Annotated in this window: 19 protein-coding genes, 1 tRNA gene and 1 pseudogene; 5 read left to right on the top strand and 16 right to left on the bottom strand. The window is 69.7% G+C overall.

Annotation, left to right across the window (positions count from 1 at the left end; translation table 11 throughout):
* The first annotated feature begins 118 nt into the window (after positions 1 to 118).
* The gene (locus tag M2271_RS07855) at positions 119 to 2626 is read left to right on the top strand and encodes an MFS transporter (RefSeq protein WP_280886375.1); all 2508 of its coding nucleotides are present in this window, start codon (positions 119 to 121) and stop codon (positions 2624 to 2626) included.
* Between the two features lie 187 nt (positions 2627 to 2813).
* Here M2271_RS07855 and M2271_RS07860 read toward each other — a convergent pair.
* Positions 2814 to 2895: transfer RNA gene (locus M2271_RS07860), tRNA-Tyr, on the bottom strand.
* 231 nt (positions 2896 to 3126) lie between these two features.
* Here M2271_RS07860 and M2271_RS07865 point away from each other — a divergent pair.
* On the top strand, positions 3127 to 3615 hold the full coding sequence (locus M2271_RS07865) for a YajQ family cyclic di-GMP-binding protein (protein ID WP_280886376.1): 489 nt from the start codon (positions 3127 to 3129) through the stop codon (positions 3613 to 3615).
* A gap of 152 nt (positions 3616 to 3767) precedes the next feature.
* Here M2271_RS07865 and M2271_RS07870 read toward each other — a convergent pair whose 3' ends face one another.
* Entirely contained in the window at positions 3768 to 4034 is a 267-nt protein-coding gene (locus M2271_RS07870) for a GlsB/YeaQ/YmgE family stress response membrane protein (protein ID WP_280886377.1), read from the bottom strand.
* Positions 4035 to 4243: 209 nt separating this feature from the next.
* Between M2271_RS07870 and M2271_RS07875 the strand changes: the two genes are divergently transcribed.
* Positions 4244 to 5488 carry an amino acid permease gene (locus tag M2271_RS07875; protein ID WP_280886378.1) on the top strand — a complete coding sequence of 415 codons (1245 nt, stop codon included), beginning with the start codon at positions 4244 to 4246 and terminating at the stop codon, positions 5486 to 5488.
* 82 nt (positions 5489 to 5570) lie between these two features.
* On the opposite strand, the pseudogene M2271_RS07880 reads toward M2271_RS07875, so the two are convergent.
* Positions 5571 to 5929: pseudogene (locus M2271_RS07880) on the bottom strand (SMI1/KNR4 family protein); the annotation flags it as partial.
* A 74-nt stretch (positions 5930 to 6003) separates the two neighbouring features.
* Positions 6004 to 6420, bottom strand: coding sequence for a barstar family protein (locus M2271_RS07885; RefSeq protein WP_280886379.1), 417 nt, complete (start codon positions 6418 to 6420; stop codon positions 6004 to 6006).
* Between the two features lie 165 nt (positions 6421 to 6585).
* Between M2271_RS07885 and M2271_RS07890 the strand changes: the two genes are divergently transcribed.
* A complete protein-coding gene (locus tag M2271_RS07890; RefSeq protein WP_280886380.1) occupies positions 6586 to 7101 on the top strand; it encodes a hypothetical protein in 516 nt (171 codons plus the stop codon).
* Positions 7102 to 7181: 80 nt separating this feature from the next.
* Here the strand turns inward: M2271_RS07890 and M2271_RS07895 are convergent, their stop codons facing one another.
* The 12 genes from M2271_RS07895 to M2271_RS07950 all read right to left on the bottom strand — a co-directional run bounded on the left by M2271_RS07895 (position 7182) and on the right by M2271_RS07950 (position 18732).
* On the bottom strand, positions 7182 to 7574 hold the full coding sequence (locus tag M2271_RS07895; RefSeq protein WP_280886381.1) for a YccF domain-containing protein: 393 nt from the start codon (positions 7572 to 7574) through the stop codon (positions 7182 to 7184).
* The gene (htpX, locus tag M2271_RS07900; protein WP_280886382.1) at positions 7571 to 8434 is read right to left on the bottom strand and encodes a zinc metalloprotease HtpX; all 864 of its coding nucleotides are present in this window, start codon (positions 8432 to 8434) and stop codon (positions 7571 to 7573) included. The genes M2271_RS07895 and htpX overlap by 4 nt, the downstream gene beginning before the upstream one ends.
* Positions 8435 to 8615: 181 nt before the next feature.
* Complete coding sequence (locus tag M2271_RS07905; RefSeq protein ID WP_280886383.1) at positions 8616 to 10139, bottom strand: NADH-quinone oxidoreductase subunit N; 1524 nt, start codon at positions 10137 to 10139, stop codon at positions 8616 to 8618.
* The gene (locus tag M2271_RS07910) at positions 10136 to 11710 is read right to left on the bottom strand and encodes an NADH-quinone oxidoreductase subunit M (RefSeq protein ID WP_280886384.1); all 1575 of its coding nucleotides are present in this window, start codon (positions 11708 to 11710) and stop codon (positions 10136 to 10138) included. The genes M2271_RS07905 and M2271_RS07910 overlap by 4 nt, the downstream gene beginning before the upstream one ends.
* A 6-nt stretch (positions 11711 to 11716) precedes the next feature.
* Positions 11717 to 13711, bottom strand: a complete 1995-nt coding sequence (locus M2271_RS07915) for an NADH-quinone oxidoreductase subunit L (RefSeq protein ID WP_280886385.1) — start codon at positions 13709 to 13711, stop codon at positions 11717 to 11719.
* Positions 13708 to 14115 (bottom strand): NADH-quinone oxidoreductase subunit NuoK, encoded by a 408-nt coding sequence (nuoK, locus tag M2271_RS07920; RefSeq protein WP_280886386.1) that lies wholly within the window; start codon positions 14113 to 14115, stop codon positions 13708 to 13710. Before nuoK ends, M2271_RS07915 begins: the two co-directional genes overlap by 4 nt.
* On the bottom strand, positions 14115 to 14732 hold the full coding sequence (locus M2271_RS07925) for an NADH-quinone oxidoreductase subunit J (RefSeq protein WP_280886387.1): 618 nt from the start codon (positions 14730 to 14732) through the stop codon (positions 14115 to 14117). The genes nuoK and M2271_RS07925 overlap by 1 nt, the downstream gene beginning before the upstream one ends.
* Positions 14729 to 15223, bottom strand: coding sequence for a 4Fe-4S binding protein (locus tag M2271_RS07930; protein WP_280886510.1), 495 nt, complete (start codon positions 15221 to 15223; stop codon positions 14729 to 14731). The genes M2271_RS07925 and M2271_RS07930 overlap by 4 nt, the downstream gene beginning before the upstream one ends.
* 113 nt (positions 15224 to 15336) lie before the next feature.
* Positions 15337 to 16305: an NADH-quinone oxidoreductase subunit H gene (locus tag M2271_RS07935; RefSeq protein ID WP_280886388.1), complete on the bottom strand. Its 969-nt coding sequence runs from the start codon at positions 16303 to 16305 to the stop codon at positions 15337 to 15339.
* Complete coding sequence (locus M2271_RS07940) at positions 16302 to 17594, bottom strand: NADH-quinone oxidoreductase subunit C (RefSeq protein ID WP_280886389.1); 1293 nt, start codon at positions 17592 to 17594, stop codon at positions 16302 to 16304. The genes M2271_RS07935 and M2271_RS07940 overlap by 4 nt, the downstream gene beginning before the upstream one ends.
* Positions 17591 to 18319, bottom strand: a complete 729-nt coding sequence (locus tag M2271_RS07945) for an NADH-quinone oxidoreductase subunit B family protein (protein WP_280886390.1) — start codon at positions 18317 to 18319, stop codon at positions 17591 to 17593. The genes M2271_RS07940 and M2271_RS07945 overlap by 4 nt, the downstream gene beginning before the upstream one ends.
* On the bottom strand, positions 18310 to 18732 hold the full coding sequence (locus M2271_RS07950) for an NADH-quinone oxidoreductase subunit A (protein ID WP_280886391.1): 423 nt from the start codon (positions 18730 to 18732) through the stop codon (positions 18310 to 18312). Before M2271_RS07950 ends, M2271_RS07945 begins: the two co-directional genes overlap by 10 nt.
* Before the next feature lie 194 nt (positions 18733 to 18926).
* Here M2271_RS07950 and M2271_RS07955 point away from each other — a divergent pair, with 194 nt between their 5' ends.
* Complete coding sequence (locus tag M2271_RS07955) at positions 18927 to 20147, top strand: sensor domain-containing protein (RefSeq protein ID WP_280886392.1); 1221 nt, start codon at positions 18927 to 18929, stop codon at positions 20145 to 20147.
* Positions 20148 to 20182: the final 35 nt, after the last annotated feature.

Here is a 20182-nt window from a genome sequence, read left to right on the forward strand (position 1 = left end):
GTCGCCTCCGTCCCTTCACCGGGTGCTCACAGAACCCGACCATACTTGCTTAAGTCAATCAACCGACTTAGCTTTGGTGGGTCGTGCTGCACCTGACGCCCACACGGAGGCTCGGCCCATGTCCCATCCCCATCCCCGACCCGCCGACGACAGCGGCCCCGCCGCTCCGCGGGCCAATGTCATCGTGGCGGTGCTGGCCTTCGGCGGGATCGTCGTCTCGCTGATGCAGACCCTGGTCATCCCGATCGTCCCGGAGCTCCCCCGGCTCCTGAACGCCCCGGCATCGGACGCGGCCTGGGCGGTCACCGCCACGCTGCTCGCCGCCGCCGTCGCCGTCCCGATGATGGGGCGGCTCGGCGACATGTACGGCAAGCGCCGCATGCTCCTGTTCAGCCTGGTGCTGCTGGTGGCCGGCTCGATCACAGCCGCCCTCAGCGACTCCCTGACCCCGATGATCGTCGGCCGGGTGCTGCAGGGCACGGCGGGCGGCGTGATCCCGCTCGGCATCAGCATCATGCGGGACGAACTTCCCGCCGAACGACTCGGTTCCGCCACCGCCATGATGAGTGCCTCGCTCGGTGTCGGCGGTGCCCTCGGACTGCCCGCCTCCGCGCTGATCGCCGACAACTTCGACTGGCACGTACTGTTCTGGAGTTCGGGCGCGCTCGGCGCCGTAGCCCTCCTGCTGGTCCTCCTCCTCGTGCCCGAGTCGAAGGTGCGCACCGGCGGCCGCTTCGACCTGGTCGGGGGCATCGGCATGGCAGCCGGCCTGGTCTGCCTGCTGCTGGCCATCTCCAAGGGCGGCGACTGGGGCTGGGGCAGCGGCACGATCCTGGGTCTGTTCGCGGCGGCCGTCGTGGTGCTGCTGGTCTGGGGCTGGTGGGAACTGCGCAGCGACCAGCCGCTGGTCGACCTGCGCACCACCGCCCGACGCCAGGTGCTCTTCACCGATCTCGCTTCGATCGCGCTCGGCTTCGGCATGTTCGCGATGTCCCTGGTGCTTCCGCAGCTCCTGCAGTTGCCTGAGGCGACCGGCTACGGTCTCGGCAAGTCGCTGCTCACCGCCGGTCTGGTCATGGCACCGTCCGGCCTGGTGATGATGGCCACCGCCCCCATCTCGGCCGCCCTGTCGAAGGCCAGGGGCCCGAAGGTGAGCCTCATGGTCGGCGCGCTGATCGTGGCCACGGGCTACGGTCTGAACATCCTGCTGATGGACGAGCTCTGGCAGTTCGTCCTGGTCTCCTGCGTCATCGGTACCGGTATCGGCTTCACCTACGGCGCGATGCCCGCCCTCATCATGGACGCCGTGCCGGCATCCCAGACGGGCGCCGCGAACAGCCTCAACACCTTGATGCGGTCCATCGGTACGTCGGTGGCCAGCGCCGTCGCCGGCGTCATCCTGGCGCAGATGACCACCAACCTCGGCTCGGTCGCCCTCCCCTCGGAGAACGGCTTCAAGACCGTCCTGGCCATCGGCGGCGGCGCGGCCCTGCTGGCCTTCGCCCTGGCTGCGTTCATCCCGAAGGCGCGACGGGCGGAGGAGTCGGGCGCCGAGGAGTCGGCCGCCGAGGCTGTGCCGCCGGGGGCGGAGCCTTCGGGGGCTGGGGGCGGAGTGGATGCGGCCGGTCGTACGGCGGCGAGTTCGCAGGTGACCGGTGCTGGGGCCGGGGCTGTGACCGGGGCCGGGGCTGGGGCTGGGGCCGGGGCTGGGGCTGGGGCCGGGGCGACGACGGGTGCACAGATCCTCGGTACGGCCGCGGGCGCGACCGGGGCCTCGGTGGAGCCCGCGCCGCCGCAGGCGGTCGCCCTGGCGCCCTGCGCGACGACCGGCGAGGGCACCGGGGTGAGTGACTCCGCCGTCGGCGGCACCCCCGTGACCGGGCATGTCCTCGGGGCGGAACGGGTTCCCGTCGCGGAGGCCGCGGTCACGCTGATCTCGCTCGGCGGGAAGCAACTGGACCGGTCTTCCTCGCACGGCGACGGGTCGTACGGCGTGGACGCGCCCAGTGCCGGTTCGTACGTCCTGATCGCCGCCGCCGACGGCTACCAGCCGCATGCCTCGACCATCGTGGTGGCCGGTGACGCGCCGGTCGCGTACGACATCCTGCTGAGCGGTACCAGCGGTCTGACCGGTGTGGTGGTGACCGCGGACAGCGGGGCGCCGGTCGCGGAGGCAGTGGTGATCGTGACGGACGTCCGCGGGGAGGTCCTGGCCGGCGGACGCACCGACGCTCTGGGCGAGTTCACGATCAGAGACCTGGTGCCGGGGACAGTGACGCTGGCGGTCAACTCCTCCAAGCACCGCCCGATGGCCCTGCCCGTGGAGATCGGCGGTACCGGCACCACACGGGTGCAGATCGATCTGCATCCCGGAGCCCAGGCGCGGGGAACGGTACGGGGGACGGGCACCCCGCTGGGCGACGCCCTGGTGACCCTGGTGGACGCCGCGGGCAACGTGATCGCCACGACCACGACCGCCCCGGACGGCACGTACGCCTTCACCGACCTGGACACCGGCACGTACACGATCATCGCCACGGGCTACCCTCCCCGCGCGGCCACGGTGACCGTGACGGGCTCCGGCACCGACGACCACGACATCGAACTGACCCACACACCGGGGTAGTTCCCGAAGCCCCACCTCAACCCGGCCCTGACCGGCCCCTTGAGCGGAGGGAGCCGGTCTGCGCCGACAGAGGATCCTCCGATGCCCGCAGATGGCTACAGGCGACTCCTGGCAACTGCAGGTCACCGCATACGAACAAGACCCTCTTTCTCTACGTTTCCGTAGAGAAAGAGGGTCTTGTTCAGCGTGGCGGCGCCAGGGTTCGAACCTGGGTAGGCTGAGCCGGCAGATTTACAGTCTGCTCCCTTTGGCCGCTCGGGCACACCGCCAAGGTTGTCGCCCTTCGAACCGCTTTTCGGCGGTGCTCCGTGGCAACGACGTAAACAATACCCGATGCCGTGGGGTGCTTCGCCACCCTGTTGATCTGCGCTCGGACGCCGGTGGGTGGCTAGGCTTGTCCGGATGCGGCCCGGGACTGCCGGGCTCGGCGCCCGCCCCCACGCACGCCGATGCGCACCCGTACGCACCCAGATACGCACCGATACAAGGAGCCAAAGGACATGGCCGACTCCAGTTTCGACATCGTCTCGAAGGTCGAGCGGCAGGAGGTCGACAACGCCCTCAACCAGGCCGGCAAGGAGATCTCTCAGCGCTACGACTTCAAGGGCGTGGGTGCCTCGATCTCGTGGTCCGGTGACAAGATCCTGATGGAGGCGAACTCCGAGGACCGGGTGAACGCTGTCCTCGACGTCTTCCAGTCCAAGCTGATCAAGCGCGGGATCTCACTGAAGGCGCTGGACGCGGGCGAGCCTCAGCTCTCCGGCAAGGAGTACAAGATCTTCGCGTCGATCGAGGAGGGCATCTCCCAGGATAACGCGAAGAAGGTGGCAAAGATCATCCGGGATGAGGGCCCCAAGGGTGTGAAGGCCCAGGTGCAGGGCGACGAGCTGCGGGTCAGCTCGAAGAGCCGCGACGATCTGCAGGTCATCATCGCTCTCCTCAAGGGCAAGGACTTCGACTTTGCGCTGCAGTTCGTGAACTACCGGTAGTCAGCCCGGACAGTATCGACAGCCCAACAGTCCGGTTTGTCTTATTAGCCTGATTGGTCTGCCTCGTTCGAGGGAGGGTGGGCACCGGCGGTTTCCCGGCGGGTGCCCACCCTTCTCACCCGCTGGCTGCGGTCCCGGGGTTTACGTCACGCTCAGTCACGTGAATTGCCGAAGAGAAGTCGATAGACGATCAGGAGGACGAGCGAGCCGCCGATCGCCGCCGCCCACGTGGCACCGTCGTAGAAGTCCTTGCTGATCGGGTGGTCCAGCCAGCGCGCCGATATCCAGCCACCGAGAAAGGCCCCGACGACACCGATCAGCGTCGTACCGATGAAGCCGCCCGGATCACGGCCCGGCAGCAGGAACTTGGCGATGGCTCCGGCCAACAGGCCCAGAATGATCCAGCTGATGATGCTCATGCCCTGAACCTGCCCTTCCGTGCTGATGTCGTTATGTCCTGGCGCTGTGATGTGGATCGCCGCGGGCTGTGTTACCGCGTGTTCGCGCCTGGGGCGTGTTCGCGCCTCCTGCTCCGTCGCGCGGGTCTTCTTGCCCTGTTCATACCGTGTTGATGAACAGGACGACTCGGCTGCACCCGGCGGTTGCAACGATCAGTAGGGTGCGGCTCATGACAGGTTCCGGTGCCGAGCTGCGGCGCACCCTGGGAGTGGGAGACGCAGTCGTCATCGGGCTGGGCTCGATGATCGGTGCAGGGATTTTCGTCGCCCTGGGGCCTGCGGCACGCGCGGCCGGCTCCGGGCTGCTGCTCGGGCTCGCGGTCGCCGCCGTGATCGCGTACTGCAACGCCGCGTCGTCGGCGCGACTGGCCGCCCTGTACCCGGCTTCCGGCGGCACCTATGTGTACGGACGCGAGCGGCTCGGGGCGTTCTGGGGATATCTCGCGGGTTGGTCGTTCGTGGTCGGGAAGACGGCTTCCTGTGCCGCGATGGCGCTCACCGTGGGCGCGTACGTCTGGCCGGGGCAGGCGCACGCCGTCGCCGTCGCGGCAGTGGTGGGACTGACCGCAGTGAACTACGGCGGTGTGCAGAAGTCCGCCTGGCTGACCCGGGCGATCGTTGCAGTGGTCCTGGCTGTCCTCGCTTCCGTGGTGGTTGTGTGTCTGGGGTCGGGGGCGTCCGATGCCGGCTGGCTCGACATCGGGGCGTCGGGTGGCGTGGGCGGGGTGCTTCAGTCGGCTGGTCTGCTGTTCTTCGCGTTCGCGGGGTATGCGCGCATCGCCACCCTCGGCGAAGAGGTGCGGGACCCTGCCCGCACCATCCCCCGCGCGATCCCACTGGCCCTTGGCATCGCGCTGGTCGTGTACGTGATTGTGGCAGTGGCTGTCCTTTCCGTGCTGGGGGCGGGTGGTCTCGGGCGCGCGGATGCTCCGCTGGCGGACGCGGTGCGGGCGGTTGGGGCGGCGGGGTTGGCGCCGGTGGTACGAGTGGGTGCTGCCGTCGCTGCCTTGGGCTCGCTGCTCGCCCTGATCCTGGGTGTCTCACGGACGACGTTCGCCATGGCGCGGGACCGCCATCTGCCCGGTGCGCTGGCCGCCGTGCATCCGAGGTTCCAGGTTCCGCATCGGGCCGAGTTGACCGTCGGCGCGGTCGTCGCCGTTTTGGCCGCCACGGTGGACGTACGGGGCGCGATCGGCTTCTCCTCCTTCGGTGTGCTGGCGTACTACGCGGTGGCCAACGCGTCGGCCTGGACGGTCGGTTCGGCACCGGCGGCTCGGTTCGTGCCGGCGGTGGGTCTGCTCGGCTGCATGGTGCTGGCGTTCTCGCTGCCGCCGGTCTCGGTGATCGTGGGGGTGGGTGTACTGGCGGTCGGGGTGGTGGCGTATGGGGCGCGGCGGTGGGTGGCGGGGCGGTAGCCGACGTGGCGTCAGGCGTCAGGCGGTCCAGGCGTCAGGCGTCAGGCGTCAGGCGGTCCAGGCGGTCCAGGCGGTCCAGGCGGTCCAGGCATGCGTACTCGCGCATCCCCAGTGGGATATCGGCAGCACGCCCTCGGGCCAGGGCCAGCCTGGGTCTTTGCGTCCACTCGCGCCGTTGGCGAGGTAGTGGGTGACGGCGGCGGGCTCGCTGGAGAGAGGGCTGTCGAGCAGGGGCAACAGGCCGTACCCCGGGCCGAATCCGGCGTCTCCTGTCCGCACGTAAAGCTCGGCGAGGCGTGCGGGCAGGCGGAAGCCCAACGTGGCCTCGGCCCGGGTCAGGGCGGCGGCGTCTACCGGCCCAGGGAGGGAGGTCCGGCCCCAGGGACGGATGGTGCGCGCCTTGGTTTCCACCTGTGTCAGCAACTGCTCGCTCTCAGTCATGGATTCATGATGCAGGGCGGCACTGACAATCGGTCGGGCCTGTGGACAACCGCCGGGTTGTGGATAACCGCGGGTCAGGCGAGCCGGACATCGACACGTCTCTCGGCGAGGAAGGCGAAGAGTTCCTCGAAGGTCGTCGGTGGGCGGTGGTCCACGTGCTGGGCGACGCCGAGGCATGTGCGGGCGACATCCGCTTGGTGCCAGAGGAGGGTGAAGGGCGGGGCGGCGCCCCATCGGCCGCGGAGGCAGTCGGCCAGGGCGTCGAAACCCCAACCGAAGTAGCCGCCGGGCCCGTTCACCGCCTCGCCCAGCGCGCAGAAGAAGCCGGGCTCGTCGGTGATGTGGCGGCCGTCGAGGTGGTAGGTGGTACCGGGTGGCCGGTCGTGACGGTCGTGGGCGTGGTTGTCCAGGGCCGTGAGGAGCCAGAACCGTCGGCCCTCGGCTTCGCACTGCGCCCACAGGTTGGGCTCGTCGGGGGGTCCGCCGCCCACAGCTCCCATACCTCCCGAGCTGCGAGAGGGGGCCGTACCGACCACAGGTCAAGGGTGAGATCGACCAGGCCCGGGGCCGCGGGCTGACGGAACCCATGCCCGCAGCTCCCCCTCCGCGGCGGACTGTACGGGCCGGCCGGAGGAGTCGATCCGCAGGACCTTCGCGTGTCCGAGGTCCTCCTCCCCCGCGTCCAGCGCGGCACGCAGAGCTCCTCGCGGGGCGCAGCCCAGCAGACGCAGCGGGGGTTCCAGCGGCTCGTCCAGGCTCTCCCTCACCAGGCCCAGATCCCGGCAGATGCCCAGCCGCTCGCCCGTCGCGCCCAGCAACCGGTAGCCCGGGGACAGCGGTGGGCACTGCGGGTAGTCACAGGCGTTGTGGTCGGGCTCGCTCGCCTCGATTCTGACGTCCCGCAGCGTCAGATCACGGGCACAGGGGCGGTCGCCGAGGACCCGTACGTCTTCGAGGTCCCACTCGCCGACCGCCGTGCCGGACTTGTCGAGGATCTCCAGGGTGAGGGCGCCGAGCGGCGCCGAGCCCTCGGCCGCGCGCGGGTGAGAGCCGCGGGCAACAGCTCACCTTCGGGTGCGCAGCCCAGCAACTCGTACGTGTCCCGCGCGGGTGGAGGTGGGTCGGCGAAGAGATCGGTGGCGTCCTCGCACAGTGCCCACGTCTCCTCGTAGTCCTGCTCACCCTCGAACTCGGCCTGTCGCTCGTACGACAACAGGAGGTACTTCGGCTCCCCCACCCCCGGGTCCGCCTGTCAGCGGGCCGCGAACGGCTGGTCCGTGGGCACGATCTCGCGTCCCAGCGGGAGCAGGGACACCGGTATCAGCTTGAAGTTGGCGAGGCCGAACGGGATGCCGATGATCGTGATGCACAGGGCGATGCCGGTGACGATGTGGGCGAGGGCCAGCCACCAGCCCGCGAGCACGAGCCACAGCACGTTGCCCACGCAGGAGGGCGCCCCGGCGTCGCGGCGCTCGACCGTGGTGTACCCGAAGGGCCACAGGGCGTAGACGCCGATACGGAACGCCGCAATGCCGAACGGGATACCGATAATGGTGACGCACAGCAGGACGCCCGCGGCGAGGTAGCCGAGGAACAGCCAGAAGCCGCTCAGGACGAGCCAAATGACGTTCAGGATGGTTTTCATCGTGGGGGACCTCCCATCTTCTCGAGCCGGGCGATGCGCTCCGCCATCGGAGGGTGTGTCGAGAACATCTTCGAGAGCCCTTGGCCAGGGCGAAAGGGATTCGCGATCATCATGTGGCTCGCCGTCTCGATACGGGGCTCCGGGGGCAACGGGAGCTGCTTGGTGCCCGTTTCGAGCTTGCGCAGGGCGCCGGCGAGGGCGAGCGGGTCGCCGGTGAGCTGGGCTCCGGAGGCGTCGGCCTCGTACTCCCTGGAGCGGCTGATGGCCAGCTGGATGAGGCTGGCGGCGAGGGGGCCGAGGATCATGATCAGGAGCATGCCGAGGAGGCCGGGGCCGTCGTCGTCGTCCGAGCGGCCGATGGGGATCAGCCAGGCGAAGTTGACCAGGAACATGATCACGGAGGCCAGGGCGCCGGCGACCGAGGAGATCAGGATGTCGCGGTTGTAGACGTGACTGAGTTCGTGGCCGATGACACCGCGCAGTTCGCGCTCGTCAAGGAGGCGCAGAATCCCGTCGGTGCAGCAGACGGCGGCGTTGCGCGGATTGCGGCCCGTCGCGAAGGCGTTGGGGGCCTCGGTGGGGGAGATGTAGAGGCGCGGCATGGGCTGGCGGGCCTGGGTGGAGAGTTCACGGACCATGCGGTAGAGGGCGGGGGCCTCGAACTCGCTGACGGGGCGGGCACGCATCGCGCGTAGAGCCAGCTTGTCGCTGTTCCAGTACGCGTACGCGTTGGTCCCCAGAGCGATCACGACCGCGACGACGAGCCCCATGCGGCCGAAGAAGCTGCCGATGGCGATGATGAGTGCGGACAGTCCCCCGAGGAGTACTGCGGTCCTGAGCCCGTTGTGCCGGCGGTGCACGGTACGCCCTCCAAGTCGTACAGCAGGGGAACCTTGCTCGGTGATCTTGCTTGTTGATCTGCCGTACCACTGGTCTCGTGATGTCACGTCCAGTGGACCCTCCCGTTTTGGTCAACGCCAGGCGAGTGCCACTAGTTCCCTTGTGCGTCCGGCGGCCGGGGTCGGCTGTCCGGGTGACGGCTCAGAAGAGGCCCGTGTCGGCGAAGCGCAGGACCAGTTGAGGCGCCCCGGAGAGGACGATGCCGAGGACGCCGGTCAGGGCGATTGCGGCGGTGAGGGGGGCGGGGACGCGGTGCGGCACGGGCGCGCCCTCAGGGGCGCGGAACAGCAGGGTCGTCCACTGGAGGTAGTAGAACAGCGCGATCACTACGTTGACGGCCATGACCACGGCGAGCCAGCCGAGGCCCGCGTCGACGGCCGCGGAGAACACGGTGACCTTCGCGAAGAGGCCGATGATGCCCGGCGGCAGTCCGGCCAGGCAGAGCAGGAAGAACGCCATGAGGAGGGCGGCGACGGGGTTCGACGCGTACAGGCCCCGGTAGTCGGAGACCCGGTTGAGGGACTTCGTACGGCCGACCAGTGCGGCCACCGCGAAAGCGCCCAGGTTCATGACGGCGTACATGAGGGCGTAGGCGACCGTGGAGCCGATCGAGTGCTCGGCGTCGTCGGAGTACGCGGCGGCCGCGATCGGTACGAGGAGGTAGCCGGCCTGGCCGACGGAGGACCAGGCGAGCAGTCGTACCGCGCTGTACGCGCGCGTGGCCTGCTGGCGCAGGGCGCCGACGTTGCCGACGGTCATGGTGAGGGCGGCCAGTGCCGCGAGGGCCGGGCCCCAGACGTCGGCGTACGACGGGAAGGCGACGATCGTGATGAGGATGAGGCCGGAGAAGCCGACTGCTTTGCCGACGACCGACAGATAGGCGGCGATGGGGAGGGGCGCCCCCACGTAGGTGTCGGGCACCCAGAAGTGGAAGGGCACGGCGGCGGTCTTGAAGGCGAAGCCGACGAGGGTGAGGACGACGCCGGTCTGGGCGAGGGTGTGCAGTTGTCCGTCGACGTTCTGGATACGGACGGCGACCTGGGTGAGGTAGAGGGTGCCGGTGGTGGCGTAGACGAAGCTGACGCCCATGAGGCTGACCGCGGTCGCGGTGACCGAGGACAGGAAGAACTTCAGGGCCGCTTCGGAGGACTTCCTGTCGCCGTGCCTGAGGCCGACGAGGGCGAAGGCGGGCAGCGACGCGACCTCCAGGGCGACGATCAGGGTGGCGAGGTCGCGGGAGGCGGGCAGGAGGGCGGCTCCGGCGGCGGAGGACAGCAGCAGGAACCAGTACTCCCCTTCGGGGAGTCCCTTGTCTGCGTCCTTGAGTGCGGTGACCGACAGGAGGGCGACGAGAAGGGCGCCGCCGAGGACCAGGAGCTGGAGGACGAGGGTGAAGCGGTCGGCGGTGTAGCTGCAGATGTCCGGAGCGCCGGTCAGGCAGAAGGTGGAGCGGGCGCCGTCCAGGAGAGGCAGCAGCATGAGTGCAGAGGCAGCGAGACCCGCGACCGACAGCCAGCCTAGGAGCACCTTCTTGTGCGCGCCGACGAAAAGGTCGGCCACGAGGACGACGAGTCCCACAAGCGCGGTGATGGTGGGCGGTGCGATGGCGAGCCAGTCGACCGACTGGACGAGGTTCACGGCCGGCGGCTGGGCCAGGGAGCTCATCGGGTGCCTCCTGCGAGGAGCTGCTGCACGGCCGGATCGGTCAGGCCGAGAAGGGCCTTCGGCCAGAGACCGGCGACGACGGTGAGGGCGACGAGCGGGGTCCAGGCCGCGAATTCGTACGTGTGAACGTCGGCAAGTTTCGGGGCTTCCTGCGGTACGGCGCCCATGCAGACGCGGCGGACCACGATCAGCATGTACGCGGCCGTCAGCAGTGTGCCGAACGCCCCGATCGCCATGAAGGTGAGGAAGGCGGGGCGGTTGAGGTCGGCGGCGGGGTCGAACGCGCCGAACAGCGCCAGCATCTCTCCCCAGAACCCGGCGAGGCCGGGGAGGCCGAGCGAGGCGACCGCGGCGAAGGCGAGCAGGCCGCCGAGGCGCGGGGCCTTGCCGTAGAGCGCGGCGCCGGTCTCCTCGGCCAGGTGGTCGAGGTCGGTGCTGCCGGTTCGCTCTTTCAGCGCGCCGACCAGGAAGAAGAGGAGGCCGGTGATGAGGCCGTGGGCGATGTTGGCGAACAGTGCGCCGTTCACGCCGGTCGGGGTCATGGTCGAGATGCCGAGGAGGACGAAGCCCATGTGGCCGACGGAGGAGTAGGCGATGAGGCGTTTGAGATCGCCCTTCGCACCCGGCTTGGCGAGGGCGAGGCAGGCCAGGGATCCGTAGATGATGCCGACGACGGCGAAGGCGGCGAGGTAGGGCGCGAAGGTGCGGAAGCCGTCCGGTGCGATGGGAAGCAGGATTCGGACGACACCGTACGTACCCATCTTCAGCATGACACCGGCCAGCAGGACCGAGCCGACGGTCGGGGCGGCGGTGTGTGCATCCGGCAGCCAGCTGTGCAGCGGCCACATCGGTGTCTTGACCGCGAGCCCGATCCCGATCGCCAGAACGGCGATGACCTGCACGGATGTGGTCAGCGACCGGCCGTTGTCAGTGGCGAGTGCCACCATGTCGAATGTGCCCGCCCTGATTCCGATCAGGAGCAGGCCGAGCAGCATGACGACGGAGCCGAGCAGTGTGTAAAGGATGAACTTCCAGGCGGCCTGGGTCCTTTGCTCACCGCCCCAGCGGGCGATGAGGAAGTACATCGGGATGAGGACCATCTCGAAAGCGAGGAAGAACAGCAGCAGGTCCAGGACGGCGAAGGTCGCGAGAGTGCCGGACTCGAGGACGAGCAGCAGCGCGACAAAGGCCTTCGGGGACGGGCCCGCAGGCATCTTGAAGTAGGAGTAGAGCGCGCAGAGGAACATCAGCAGCGCGGTCAGGACCAGAAGGGGGAGGGAGATGCCGTCGATGCCGAGGTGGATGCGCACGTCGAGTGCGGGGATCCAGCTGATGTCCGTGCTGGCCTGCATCTTCGATGGATGGTCGTGGTCGAAGCCGAGCGTGAGGACGATCGCGGCGATGAGAATCACGCCGGTGACCGTCACGCCGTGCCGCAGTACGGCCTGGTCGGGTGATTTCCCCTTCAGTCCGGGCGGGGCGGGCAGGAGAGCGGCGGCGGCACCGAGCAGTGGTCCGACGACGATCAATGCCAGAAGGAACTGCATCACGGGCTCGTTGATATCGATCACGCCTGCTCACGCTCCTGTGGCAACGAGGACGGCGGCGACCACCAGGACGACGGTGCCGGCGAGCAGCGCGCTCACGTAGGTCTGCAGATTGCCGGTCTGGGCACGTCGTACTGCGGCCCCCAGCAGTCGGGGCAGGGCGCCCGCGCCGCGTACGTAGGTCTCGACGACCTCGCGGTCGAGGAACCGGACGAGGGTGGCTCCGGCCTGGACCGGGCGGACGAAGAGGGCCGTGTACACGGCGTCGAGATGGAAACCGACGGCCGCGTGGCGGTGCAGCGGGCCGAGCAGAAGCCGCGCCGGGTCTGACGGGTCGGATGCGTGGGCCACATCGCCGTAGGCGGGCTTGTGGCTGGCGATGGCCTCGGCCTCCACCAGGCCGGCGTCGCCCTCAGGGTGGGCCGCGACCGCACCGAGCGGGACACGGGTTGCGAGCGAGGTGGTGTGCCGCCAGGCCGCGTAGGTGACGAGTCCGCCGACCAGGGCCACACCCGTGCCGAGGACGGAGGTGGTGAGGGTCGGCGTCAGGTCACGGCCGTCGAACCAGTCGGGCAGCGTGCGGTAGGCGAGCGCGCCGACGGCGAGAGACGGGACGGCGAGGACCCACAGCACCACCGTCATGGTGAGCGGCTGCCTGCCGTGGTCGGGGACCTCGGCGCCCCGGCCGCGGAAGGCGAGCAGCCACAGCCGGGTCGCGTACGCGGCGGTGAGCAGGGCGGTGAGGAGTCCGGCGATGAGGACGGTCCAGCCGGCGGCGCCGGGCGCGTGCTCGGTGTGGCCGGTGGCGACGTGCTCTGCCGCGCCGAGCACGGACTCCTTGGAGAAGAAGCCGCTGAAGGGCGGGATCGCGGCGAGCGAGAGGAGCGCCACGGTCATCGTCCAGAAGGCATCGGGGACGCGTTCGCGCAGGTGGCTCATGCGGGACATGGTGGCCAGCGAGTTGGTGCCGGCGGCATGGATGATCACCCCGGCCGCGAGGAACAGCAGCGCCTTGAAGGCGCCGTGGGAGAGGAGGTGGAAGACGGCGGCTCCGCGGTCGCCGACGGCGAGGGCGCCGGTCATGTATCCGAGCTGGCCGATCGTCGAGTAGGCGAGGACGCGCTTGATGTCGTCCTGGGCCAGTGCGGCGAGCGCCGAGCCGGCCATCGTGACGGCGGCCATGACGGCGAGGACGAGCATCGCGGCCCGGGAGGCCTCGAAGACGGGGAGGAGCCGGGCGATGAAGTAGACACCGGCGGCGACCATCGTCGCGGCGTGGATCAGCGCGGAGACGGGCGTCGGGCCCGCCATCGCGTCGGGGAGCCAGGTGTGCAGCGGGAACTGCGCCGACTTGCCCGCCACGCCGGCCAGGAGTAGCAGGGCGATGAGTGTCGGGTGGTCGAGTCCGCCGTGTGCGACGGCGCCGAGGACCCTCGTGATCCGGAAGGACCCGGCGTCGGTGGCCAACGCGAACAGGCCGATGAGGAAGGGGACGTCACCGAGCTTGGTCACCAGAAAGGCCTTGAGGGAGGCGGCGCGCGCCTCCGGGGTTTCCCAGTAGTGGCCGACCAGGAAGTAGGAGCAGATGCCCATGACTTCCCAGCCGACCAGCAGCACGATCAGGTCGCCGGAGTAGACGACGAGCAGCATTGCGGAGGTGAAGAGGGAGACGAGCGCGGCGTACGAGGGGTAACGCGGGTCGTCGCGCAGATAGCCCGTCGAGTAGAGCTGCACGCAGGTGGCGACGAAGCCGACCACTACGGCGACGAGGGCGGCGAAGCCGTCGATGTGCAGGGCGAGCTCGATGGGGATCGAGCCGGTGGGCGTGAGCTCGGTGGCGGTGTCTACGGCGTGGTCGCCGCCCTGGCGCACGGCGACCACCACGGCGAGCGCAAGGGAGGCGAGTACGGGCAGAACGGCCAACGGGCGTACGAAGCCGGGGGCTGTGCGGCCCAGGAGCAGACCGGCCGCGGCTCCCAGGAACGGGAGGAGGGGGACGAGGACGGCGAGGGTTGTCGTGGTCACGCGGTGGCCTCGGCCTTCCCGGCCCGGCCGGCCTGCTCGGCCGTGGGGGCGTCGCTGTCGGAACCGTCGGCCGGGTGGCTCTCGTGGCCCTCGGCGGTGTCGCGGAGCCTGTCGATGTCGGCGGTGCCGCGGTTGCGGTGGACGGCGAGGATGATCGCCAGGCCGATGCCGATCTCGGCGGCGGCGATGGCGATGGTGAACAGGGTCAGTGCCTGGCCGGAGTGCAGGGTCTCCTCGGCGGTCCGACTGAGCCAGACGTCGAAGGCGACGAGGTTGAGGTTGACGGCGTTGAGCATCAACTCGACGGACATCAGGACCAGGATCGCGTTGCGGCGGGCGAGGACGCCGTACAGGCCGGTGCAGAAGAGGAGGGCGGAGAGGACCGCGGGATAGGCGAGGTGCATCAGCGGGCGCCTTCCTGGCCGGCCTTGCCGGTATCGGCTTGGCTCGCGTTGACCCTGCCGCTATCGGCTTGGCTCGCGTCGGCCTTCGCCTTGCGGGACAGGACGATCGCGCCGACGAGGGCGGCGAGGAGGAGGACGGAGAGGGCCTCGAAGGGGAGGACCCAGTTCTGGAAGAGGCTGGCGCCGGTGGCCTCGGTGGAGCCGGCAGCGGGGCCGTCCAGGTCGATCCAGGTCGCACGGAAGGCGTCGACGACCACCCAGACCAGGGCGGTGGCGGCGGCGACGGTGACGGTGAGGGCGGCCCAGCGGTTGCCCGAGTCGGCGTCCGGGGAGCGGCCGATGGGGGCTTTGGTGAGCATCAGGCCGAACAGAAGGAGGACGACCACGGAACCGACGTAGATGAGGACCTGCACCCAGGCGATGAACTCGGCGGTGAGCAGGAGGTACTCCACGGCAAGGCCGCCGAGGGTGACCACCAGCCACAGGGCGGCGTGCACCAGTTGCTTGGTGGTGACCGTGACCAGCGCGGCGCCGAAGGTGACCAGACCGACGAGGAGGAAGGCGATCTCCACGCCCGTCGGGGAGAGGAAGCCGTGGGTCTCGGCGGCAAGGCTCACGATTTCCCCTCCTGTGGCTCGGCCTGCGCGGCCGCCAGCTTCTCGGCGGTCTTACGGGCGGCGGCGATCTCCTTCGGTTCCTCCGCGCCGGAGTCGAGGGCGGGCGGAGCCGGGACGGTCCACATCCACTCGCGGAGTTTGTCTCGTTCGTGGGTGAGATCGCGGATGTCGGTCTCGGCGTACTCGAACTCCGGGGACCAGAACAGGGCGTCGAAAGGACAGACCTCGATGCAGATACCGCAGTACATGCACAGGGAGAAGTCGATGGCGAAGCGGTCGAGGACGTTGCGGCTGCGCTCACGGCCGCCGGGGGCGGCGGGCGGGGCCGTCTCCTTGTGGGAGTCGATGTAGATGCACCAGTCCGGGCACTCGCGGGCGCACAGCATGCAGACCGTGCAGTTCTCCTCGAACAGCCCGATGACGCCGCGAGTGCGGGGCGGGAGGTCGGGCTGGGCGTCCGGGTACTGCTCGGTGACGGTCTTCTTCGTCATCGTGCGGAGGGTGACGGCCAGGCCCTTGGCCAGGCCGGAGCCGGGGATCGACAGGCGAGGCCGCCCGGAGGGCGTCGTTGAGGGGTGGTGGCCGGGTGACGGGCGGGACATGGTTACTGGATCACCACCTTGACGATGCCGGTGAGGGCGATCTGGGCGAGGGAGAGGGGAACGAGGAGGGTCCAGGAGAGTTTCTGCAACTGGTCCTCGCGCAGTCGGGGGTAGGTGACGCGCAGCCAGATCACGACGAAGGCGAGGACGGCGGCCTTCAGAAGGGTCCAGACCCAGCCGAGGCCGTCGCCGCCCCAAGGGCCGTGCCAGCCTCCCAGGAAGAGGACGGTGGTCAGGCCGCACAGGACGACGATTCCGGCGTACTCGGCGAGGAGGAACAGGGCGAAGCGCAGGCCGGTGTATTCGGTGTACGCGCCAAAGATGATCTCCGAGTCGGCGACGGGCATGTCGAAGGGGGGCCGCTGGAGTTCGGCCAGCCCCGCCACGAAGAAGACGATCGCGCCGACAATCTGCCAGGGCAGCCACCACCACTCGAAGGCGTCGAGGATCCCGGGGATCGACACCGTCCCGGCCGCCATCGCCACCGAGGCGGCGGTCAGCAGCATCGGGAGTTCGTATGCCAGAAGCTGGGCGGCTGTACGCAGGCCACCGAGGAGGGAGAACTTGTTGGCGGAGGCCCAGCCGGCCATCAGCGAACCGAGGACGCCCACGCCCATCACCGCGAGGACGAAGAAGACGCCCGCGTCGATGACCTCGCCCACGGCCCCCTCGCCCGGGCCGATGGGGATGGCGAGGAGGACCAGAAGATACGGGAGGAGGGCGACAGCGGGAGCGAGTTGGAAGATACGGCGGTCCGCGCCCGAGGGGACGATGTCTTCCTTCTGCGCGAACTTCACACCGTCCGCGACGAGTTGGGCCCAGCCGTGGAAGCCGCCGGCGTACATGGGACCGAGGCGGCCCTGCATGTGGGCCATGACCTTGTGCTCGGTCTGACCCACGATCAGGGGGAAGGTGAGAAAGACGACGAAGACGATCAGGAGTCGCGGGGCGACGTCGAGAGCGTCGTTCACTGCGGGCCTCCTGCGGGGTCTTCGGGGGTCTTGGTCGGAGGGGCGGGAGCTGGGCGGCCGTCGGTGTCCGCATCGGGGGCGGGAGCGGGGCGGCCGTCGGTGTCCGCATCGGCGCCAGCCTCGGCTGACGGTTGCGGCTCGGGTTCGCCCGAGGGGACGTCAGCGGGCCCAGCGGCGTCGGCGGGCTCCGGTGTGCCGACAGGCCCGGCCGCGTCGGCACGCTCCGGCGCGGGGGCGGGCTCCTCGACGGGGGCCGTTTCGGGAGCCGAGCCCTGCGCTGCCGGGCTCGGTTCTGCGGCCGGGCGGATCGGCTCCGCCGCCGGCTGCCGATCTGTGGTCGGCCGGTCCTCTGCAGGCATCGGGCCCGGTTCCGGCTCGACGAAAGCTGTGCGGGCGTGGTGCCAGGGGGCGTCCGAGCTACGAGGTGCGGTGGTGGGACGGCTGGCCGGGACCTCGGACGACGAGGTCTGCGCGCGCCGCGACGTCGTGCCTTCACTCGCGCTGCGCGCACGCCGGGCCGCTCCGGCGCCAGTACCGGTCCCGTCCTGCTGGCTCGCCGATCCCTCCGACGCCGACCGCGCCCGACGTGCCGGACGCTCCCCAGCCCCAGCAGCCGGACGCTCACCTGCCGCACGTGCCGGTCGCTCGCCCGTCGTACCTGCCGGACGCTCACGTGCCGCACGTGCCGCCCCCCGTGCCGGGCGGGCCGGAGCGGGCGGGAGTTGGCCCTTCAGCGGGCCCCATTCATTCGGGTCGGGGACACCCGGAGGAAGCATCTGGCGGCGTTTGGGGCCGCCGTGTCCGGACTCCCCCGGTTCCTTCGCGCCAGGCCAGGCCTTGGCCACGCGGGCGGCGAGGACGAAGTCCTTGCGAAGGGGGTGACCCTCGAAGCCCTCCGGGAGCAAGAGGTGGTCCAGGGCGGGGTGGCCCTCGAAGGCGACGCCGAACATCTCGTGCGTCTCGCGTTCGTGCCAGGCCGCGCCCGCGAACACGCCCACCGCGCTCGGCAGGACAGGGGACTCGTGCGGAACCGTCGTACGCAGCAGAAGCCGTCGTACCGGGGAGAGCGCCACGACGTGCGCCGCGACACGGAAGCCCGCGCCGGGTTCGTCGACCGCGCTCAGCCAGTCGAAGTAGGTGCAGCCCAGGCGGTCGCGGGCCGTCTCCAGCGCCTCGAGCCAGGACGCCGGCGATACGTCGACCGTCAGCACGTCGTACGACTCCTCCGCCGTGGCCTCCGTACCGAACAGGTCCTCGACGGGAGCCGGCAGCCAGCCGACCACGGTCATCGGCCCTCCCCCGGCCCCGAAGCCGTATCCGGACCCGAAGCCGAATTCTCAGGCGAACCCGACTCCGAACCCGGTCCCAGTCCCGAACCCGCATCCGCATCCGCATCCGCATCCGAACCCGCCCCCGGCGCCCGCACCAGCCCGCTCTGCAGCGCCGCCGCCGACGGCCGCCCCGCGTCGGACCCGGACCCTGACCCGTATCCGTACCGCTCCCCCAGCGACTCCCGCGCGATCTTCTCCTGGAGCTTGAGGATCCCCTGGAGCAGCGCCTCGGGGCGGGGCGGGCAGCCGGGGACGTACACGTCCACCGGGATGATCTGGTCGACGCCCTTGGTCACGGAGTACGAGTCCCAGTACGGGCCGCCGCAGTTGGAACACGCGCCGAAGGAGATCACATACTTCGGCTCGGGCATCTGTTCGTAGAGGCGCTTCACGGCAGGCGCCATCTTGTCCGTGACCGTCCCGGAGACGACCATCAGGTCGGCCTGGCGCGGGCCGGGCGCGAAGGGGATCACGCCGAGGCGGATGAAGTCGTGGCGGGCCATGGACGCGGCGATGAACTCGATCGCGCAGCAGGCGAGACCGAAGTTGAAGACCCAGAGGGAATAGCGGCGGCCCCAGTTCAGGACCACCTTCATCGGCTCGGGCGCCAGCCGCGCGAGGGCACCCAGCCGCTTCGGCTCCGGAAGCAGAACAGGCTCGGAAGGAGTGGGGGTCACGTCCATGCCAGGACGCCCTTCTTGTATGCGTACAGCAGGCCCACGGCCAGGAAGCCGAGGAAGATGAACATCTCCACGAGGGTGGTCGCGCCGTAACCGGGAGCGGCGAAGACCGTGGCCCAGGGGAACAGGAAGATCGAGTCGACGGCGAAGATGACGTACAGGAACGCGTAGACGTAGTAGCGGACCTGGGTGTGCGCCCAGCCCTCGCCGACGGGGTCGACTCCGCACTCGTATGTCAGGAGCTTCTCTGGCGTGGGGACCACGGGCCGCAGCAGACGCCCGGCGCCGAAGGCGACGGCGACGAACAGCACGCCGACCACGGCGAGCAGTCCGACGACCGAGTACGACTGGAAGTAGTCCGCCGCGACGACGGTCGCGTCGACAGCGGTCGATTCGACGACAGTCGGTTCCGGCACGTCCGTCCCTCGCTCCCTGACCTGGACTCTGTTCGACGATCTGTACGCACGGGAGTCTAGGCCCTGCTAAAGGGAGCGTAAGCATCCCGTCACGGCCGAGGGAAGCCACAGGTCGTGGGGGTGGGGTTTTCCCCAGGGCATCGCGGCGGTCCACCTCATGGCGCGGCGGGCCGCCGCCCGGCACGCTGACCCGTATGACCGAACGAAGCCCAGCCTCGAGCCCTTCCGGGAAAGTGGACAGCGACCGCCTGCCACCGGCCCGTTTCGCCTTCGAACGGCACACCTGGAAGGAGATCGCGCACCTTCTGGCAAACCTTCCGATGGCGCTGATCGGATTCGTCTACGTGGTGACAGTGCTGTCCGCCGGAGTCGGGCTGACCGTCACGGTGATCGGGCTGCCGCTGCTCGCGACCGGGCTGATGGGTGCCCGTCAGCTGGGCAGGCTGGAGCGGGCGCGAGCGAGGGCGCTGCTCGGGGTGCGAGTGGACGAGCCGAGCCCGCTGCCGCTGGGCCGCCGCAAGGGCGGAGGGTTTTTCCAGCGGTTGTGGATGGGGCTGGCGGACCCGGTGGGCTGGCGGACGATGCTGTACGACTTCGTCCGGCTGCCCTGGGGCATCCTCACTTTCGTTCTCACGCTGACCTCGCTGTTCGTGCTGTGGCCGGTGCTGCCGTTCATCGCGCGGGGGCTGACCAACGTGGACCGGGCGATGGTGCGCGGGCTGCTGTCACCCTCTGACGAGCTGGAGCTGCGGATCGCCGAGCTGGAGTCCGACCGGGGGGTCGTGGTGGACACGGCCGCGGCCGATCTGCGGCGCATCGAGCGCGATCTGCATGACGGAGCACAGGCCCGGCTGGTCAATCTGGCGATGGGGCTGGGCATGGCCAAGGAGAAGTTGCTGGACGGTACCGACGAAAAGCTCGTGGCGGCGATGGTCGAGGAGGCGCACGGCGAGGTGAAGCTCGCGCTGCAGGAGCTGCGGGACCTCGCCCGGGGCATTCACCCGGCCGTTCTCACGGACCGCGGTCTGGATGCCGCCCTGTCCTCGGTCGCCTCGCGTTGCACGGTGCCGGTGAAGGTGACGGCGGATCTGGATTCCAGACCGGTCGCGGCCATCGAGGGCATCGCCTACTTCACGGTCTCGGAGCTGCTGCAGAACGTCAGCAAGCACAGCGGCGCGAAGTCGGCGTCGGTGGACGTCTGGCGGTCGGACGACCGGCTGCTGATCCAGGTGTGGGACGACGGCCGAGGCGGGGCCCGACTCGACGGCGGTACCGGCATGCGCGGCCTCGCCGACCGCCTGGACGCCGTGGACGGCCTGTTCGTCATCGACTCACCCCCGGGCGGCCCGACCAACGTCACGGCGGAACTGCCGTGGCGGGAACGCACGGCGGGCTCTGAACAGAAGTGGGTCTGAAAAGAAGTGGGTCTGAACAAATGAGGTAGGGAAAA

Origin of the sequence: Streptomyces sp. LBL (assembly GCF_029893585.1) — a bacterium.
Taxonomy (GTDB): domain Bacteria; phylum Actinomycetota; class Actinomycetes; order Streptomycetales; family Streptomycetaceae; genus Streptomyces.